This is a genomic window from Bacillus sp. GbtcB14, from assembly GCF_019091205.1.
Taxonomy (GTDB): domain Bacteria; phylum Bacillota; class Bacilli; order Bacillales; family Bacillaceae_G; genus Bacillus_A; species Bacillus_A cereus_AG.
Genome location: NZ_JAGXJT010000032.1, coordinates 1 through 4,338, shown reverse-complemented (window position 1 = coordinate 4,338; position 4,338 = coordinate 1). Strand labels below are relative to the sequence as shown.

Here is a 4,338-nt window from a genome sequence, read left to right as displayed (position 1 = left end):
CCCTTGCTTTACTACCTGTCTAGCATCAATTACCTCCTCTTCCATCATATCTGAAACCTCAACATCAATGGTATTTGTTAAAACTCTTACCACATATCCAGTTAATTGCAAGGAAGGATTCTTACGATAAGAAAATTGAACGCAATCACCAATTTTTACTTTTGCTGTATGTTTCATATAATAACCTCCTAAATTATAATTAATCATTCAGTAGATTTTTATGTTTTGTTTCTTCATACTGCTTAGCAAGTTTGTAAAACGAAGAACGTTTGATACCATATTTCTTCATGACTCCTACTGCTGTACTGCCACCAGACTTCCATTCTTTAAAGGCTTCAATAAATTCGGCTGTAATTTCTACCGGTGGACGTCCTAACCGTTTACCTTGCCTTTTAGCTAGAGCAATACCCTCCGCTTGTCGCTGTTTAATATCATGCCGTTCTTTTTCTGCAAAAGCAGATAAAATGGTAAGCGTTGCTTTCTGAATAGCACTTTGAATAACATCATTTGTACTCTTACCTGTGTAATTTACATTAATAAATGGTTCTTTTATAAATTGTAAATTAATCTCATGCTTTTCATAGTATCTGAATTCCTGGAGGACATCATTCATGCTTCTTCCTAGTCTAGTTAAAGAATCAAATACAATGGTATCACCTGTACGAGCAAGACGTTTTAACATTTGATAATTTTCGCGTTGCATATTTCTACCAGATTGTTTATCGATAAAAATATCTTGATCTTCTATTCCTAAATCTTTCATATTTCGAATTTGTCGTTCCTCATTTTGATCTTTACTGGAAACTCGTACATATCCAAATGTTTTGTGTTTCATTTCATACACCTCATAAATAATTATAACAAAAATATCTGTAAATGTTTATGTAATATACAGACATCCGTAAAATTCAAAACCAAACTTTATAGACACACAAAATACTTTCCATATCTTCGAATACATAATAATAAAAACCCGTTGATCTCATGTAGACATACTGAGATCAATGGGTTTTATCAGTTAAACTTTTTCTAATATTCTAAACAACCATTTGTAATTCTGTGCATACTTTATTGATAACAATACCGTTACAGGTATGTTAAAATCCATTTGACACATTGCTTTTGGGAATACAATTGCTATTATAATCGCAATTTATTTTCGACAATAAATAGGTTAATGTGTTTTCTTTTTCCTATCTACTATGAGGGTAGAATAGCATACTAAAAATAGCTTCTTTTTTGTAAAAGTTCTAAGATTCTAGTGCAGTAATTAATTGCTGACGTTCTTTATCTCTAAAAATTTTAATTTCATGTTTAAATTCATAATTTCCTTCTTCAAATCTAACCCATTCCTTACTTGTCCAATATATAACGTCTACATTTGCATCTAAAATTACCGAACATATGTCTACTAATTCTTCTTCGTAAAATGGCGCTTCTTTTGCTAGTTCAAAAGCTAGTACTTTTGGATCCTTACTTTTAATTTGAAGTTCCCTTGAAGTTTGCCCTAAATACTGCCATGGAGAGTGTAGGGATTGCACATGAACATTTTGAATTTCTTTAAACTGTGATGGAGAATGTATTGTAGCAGCAAATGTAGGTTTGCTCACTCCTATTGTTGTGCCTAAAGCAATAGAACCAATAATAAGTTTTTTAATCATTTTTTCAGCCCCCTTTAATTATTTTGGATATGCTTCATTTTTATACTACGTTCATGTTCGTGTAAATGAAGATGATTTGACATGATTCATCATTTTTTTCAAAAACTGCATATTAATTTACCGCCATAAATTTACCAAAAACAAAAAAGTTTCCATAAGGAAACTTTTTTGTTTTTAATATACATTATATGTATAAAAATTAGTTTTGAAAATATTTACTTATTTGTTGATAAAATTGTATGTGGATATTGTTCCTACTATTAACTACACACATCTCATGCAAAGCCTCGCTACAACATAAACAAATTCATCTTATGACCGCGTTTCTTCTTACGAAATTAAGTAATTGTTTCAATAGCTGGTTTGGGAATCATAGAATTACTTTCTTTTTCAGTCCTATTATTCTGTTCTTTTGCCTAAAATTCCAATATCCCCATTACTTCTTTCGTAAATAGTTTAAAATCAGTTAAATGTTTTTCAATAATTTGACGAACAATATCTAAATTTACACTTTGATAATCATGAACAGCAATATTACGAAATCCAACCATTGCTTTTAACTTATTTGCTAGATCAGCGCTAAGTAATCCTGCTGTAACCAATAAATCAAAAGCCTCTCTACTAGATTGGGGTAGTCCTAATTTTTTCCCTGCAACAATATGCATTGCTAAATCAATACTCGCTTCACAAGCTCTTTGTATGTTCAATATTATTGAATCTTGTTTTGTAAAATCCTCTAAATTTTCAGGGTCATTTCCATATACATCTTGGATTCTTTTTATACAACGCTCTATTGTAGAAATTTTATTTAAAATAACCTCATTCTTCATATATAGAACCTCTTTTCTTTATATCATCAAATACTATCTGTCTTTCTTCGTTCAATTTTGAATACATTTTTAAGGTTTTCATTTCAAAGATGACCTTACGTTTTTCATCCGAACAAAATATTGTCTTTCCTGTATGTATAATCTGAGCTTGAAAAACTGTAGAAGCTTCGGATAAATCAACTAAATCAACATCTCTATGAACAATGTTAGCTAACTCCTGTGCTAATAAAAAACGTTCATAGTTCCCTAAAGTTGTGTCACTTAAATAAGCTATATCAATATCACTATCTTCTCGTTCTCTGTTCTCAGCCGTTGATCCAAATACAATTATCCAATAGGGATTCACCGTCTCTTGTAATTTTTCTATAATAGCTGTTATCATGCTTTGAAAAATCATCTCATTAATCCCCCTTAGTATACTTGAATTTTATTATATCATAGCCATTTCTACCATGTTATCCTCTTCAGCAAGACAAAAAATTCCTAAATTAACATCTTGCTGCTTTATAAAATACATTTTAAAGCTTTTAGAAACGTTTCTTCAATTCTTTCTATAACAGACAACTTTGTACAGTTATAATTTCTGTTTGTTCGTATTCCTTTAAATATAACAAATCACTATAAAATAAAAAGGATATGAATTCAACTTACTATTGAATTCATATCCTTTGTTCTTACTGAATAAACTATTTTGTCGTATTATAGAAGCAGTTCTAAAGTACCATTTCCAACTTGCAGATGTGAGAAATTCTTTTTAGCTCTATTAGAAATCAATAATAATCCTGACATGATACATAAAATCGCCCAGAATAATGATTCCTCTTTCTCGCCTGTGTTTTGTAACATAAGCTTTTTTTCAAAAATTCACCTTTTAATGATTCCTTTGGATTATTTGAACCTTTCGGATCCATTGGGACATTCAGCTCTTCTACTTTTTCATATTCATAAATTACTTCTGTTGTTCCCTCTACATACTTTCCTTCAGTATTTTTTGGCTTTCCTATCAACTTATAGACTGGGATTTCATATTTTACATTTATCAGTGGCCAAAAAATTTATTCTCTGTTTACTCACCTTTTAATAGATATTATATTTCAATAAACTCCTAAGCTTTCTGATCCATATAATTTTAAATATTCTTGGATTGCAGATAGATGGATATAAGTTTTCCCGTACTCTTTTTCCATATAATTCATTACATCAGAGATTTTAGCTACTGCATATATTTCTACACCATATTTTTTTGATGCCTCTTCTAAGGCTGAAAGTTGAGAATCTAATGCTATTTCTTCTCTATCAAGAGCAACCAAAAATGCAGATAATTCTCCACCTTCCTTCTCAATAATTTCTTTTGTTTCTTTAATTGTTCTACCTGAAGTAATAACGTCATCTACTGCAAGTATTTTCTTTCCTTTTAGAGATGTTCCAATAATATTTCCGCCTTCACCATGGTTTTTTGCTTCTTTACGATTAAATGCATAATTCACTCGTAAGCCATGTTTATAAAACAAAGCCATCGATGCAGATAGAGAAATTGGAATCCCTTTATACGCAGGTCCAAAAATAACATCAAACTTAATGTCATTTTCTATAATATTAGAAGCATAGGATTCTCCTAATCTAGATAATTTAACCGAGTCATCAAATGATCCAAAATTAAAGAAATACGGACTATGACGTCCTGATTTCAATTCAAAATCGTCAAATTTAAGAATATTTTCCTCAAAAATGAACTTTATAAATTTCCGCTATTCGGCACGCAAAACTCCGTATTTTACGGCGGAATTTTAATTATGTTCGGGCACATCGCTCTTGCCTTCCCTGGCAGCACGGCGGCGTTTTTTACC

5 protein-coding genes and 1 pseudogene are annotated in these 4,338 nt (G+C 30.8%); 1 reads left to right on the top strand and 5 read right to left on the bottom strand.

Features of this window, described 5'->3' with window-relative positions; all coding sequences use genetic code 11:
- Nucleotides 1–199: 199 nt before the first annotated feature.
- From KVT31_RS29090 to pyrE, 5 genes are all read right to left on the bottom strand, one after another.
- Nucleotides 200–835 carry a recombinase family protein gene (locus KVT31_RS29090; protein ID WP_217613686.1) on the bottom strand — a complete coding sequence of 212 codons (636 nt, stop codon included), beginning with the start codon at nt 833–835 and terminating at the stop codon, nt 200–202.
- Nucleotides 836–1,250: 415 nt separating this feature from the next.
- Nucleotides 1,251–1,661, bottom strand: a complete 411-nt coding sequence (locus KVT31_RS29085) for a hypothetical protein (protein WP_000592181.1) — start codon at nt 1,659–1,661, stop codon at nt 1,251–1,253.
- A 416-nt stretch (nt 1,662–2,077) separates the two neighbouring features.
- Nucleotides 2,078–2,491, bottom strand: a complete 414-nt coding sequence (gene hepT / locus KVT31_RS29080; protein WP_000787540.1) for a type VII toxin-antitoxin system HepT family RNase toxin — start codon at nt 2,489–2,491, stop codon at nt 2,078–2,080.
- The gene (gene mntA, locus KVT31_RS29075; protein ID WP_000577223.1) at nt 2,481–2,888 is read right to left on the bottom strand and encodes a type VII toxin-antitoxin system MntA family adenylyltransferase antitoxin; all 408 of its coding nucleotides are present in this window, start codon (nt 2,886–2,888) and stop codon (nt 2,481–2,483) included. The genes hepT and mntA overlap by 11 nt, the downstream gene beginning before the upstream one ends.
- A 697-nt stretch (nt 2,889–3,585) precedes the next feature.
- The gene (gene pyrE, locus KVT31_RS29070; RefSeq protein ID WP_308162519.1) at nt 3,586–4,221 is read right to left on the bottom strand and encodes an orotate phosphoribosyltransferase; all 636 of its coding nucleotides are present in this window, start codon (nt 4,219–4,221) and stop codon (nt 3,586–3,588) included.
- Between the two features lie 18 nt (nt 4,222–4,239).
- Here pyrE and KVT31_RS30515 point away from each other — a divergent pair.
- Nucleotides 4,240–4,338: pseudogene (locus tag KVT31_RS30515) on the top strand (hypothetical protein); the annotation flags it as partial.

What these genes read in the sequence shown, in the direction of transcription:
- KVT31_RS29090 (WP_217613686.1), bottom strand. Translation starts at nt 835, where the DNA reads ATGAAACACAAAACATTTGGATATGTACGAGTTTCCAGTAAAGATCAA.
- KVT31_RS29085 (WP_000592181.1), bottom strand. Translation starts at nt 1,661, where the DNA reads ATGATTAAAAAACTTATTATTGGTTCTATTGCTTTAGGCACAACAATA.
- hepT (WP_000787540.1), bottom strand. Translation starts at nt 2,491, where the DNA reads ATGAAGAATGAGGTTATTTTAAATAAAATTTCTACAATAGAGCGTTGT.
- mntA (WP_000577223.1), bottom strand. Translation starts at nt 2,888, where the DNA reads ATGATTTTTCAAAGCATGATAACAGCTATTATAGAAAAATTACAAGAG.